Raw genomic sequence first — 664 nt, 5'->3', positions numbered from 1 at the left:
GGGGTGAAGTCGTAACAAGGTAGCCGTATCGGAAGGTGCGGCTGGATCACCTCCTTTCTAAGAGAGCGAGTAAGGGTTGTTTTACTGTTGAGTTATCAAGGATCGAGTGTTGAACTCACACTCGAGACTAGTTAATAACATAACATTTCGGTGGCGATGCGCTCAGGGGCAACACCCGTTCCCATCCCGAACACGATGGTTAAGACCTGAGCGGCCGATGGTACTATGCTGGAGACGGCATGGGAGAGTAGGTGGCCGCCGAATCAAAAAAGAAAAAATCACTGGATCAGTGATCTGTGATAAGAAGCAGACCGAGAGGAACACTTCTTATTATATATGACTGATCCAGAAGATCCGGAAGGATCGAGACCAGTCAATGGTACCTTGAAAACTGTATATCGAAATGATTATAACAAACGAAAGTATGTTATAAGTCAGACATCCAAACGCAGATTTAAGATCATAAAGATCAAGAATCGAAGTCAATTCAGATTAAGAATTAACAAATGCGAGAAAGCAACAAGCCATCATTTGTAACGCTATACAAGTGATGATGAGAATCAGGAACCGTTTCAGCAGTTAGAGATAACTGTAAAGGTTAAGCTGATAAGGGCGCAGGGAGGATGCCTTGGCACTAAGAGCCGAAGAAGGACGTGATAAGCTG

The 664-nt window shown here is 44.1% G+C and carries 2 rRNA genes; both read left to right on the top strand.

What is annotated here, in order from left to right:
- Window positions 1-57: ribosomal RNA gene (locus DXA20_RS15955) — 16S ribosomal RNA — on the top strand; the annotation flags it as partial.
- 89 nt (window positions 58-146) lie between these two features.
- Window positions 147-264 (top strand): 5S ribosomal RNA (rrf, locus tag DXA20_RS15950).
- Window positions 265-664: the final 400 nt, after the last annotated feature.

The sequence above is a fragment of the Roseburia sp. AM59-24XD genome, from assembly GCF_003478445.1.
Taxonomy (GTDB): Bacteria; Bacillota; Clostridia; order Lachnospirales; family Lachnospiraceae; genus Jutongia.
Note: the sequence above shows the minus strand (reverse complement) of the source record. Positions and strands in the feature narration are given on the sequence as shown.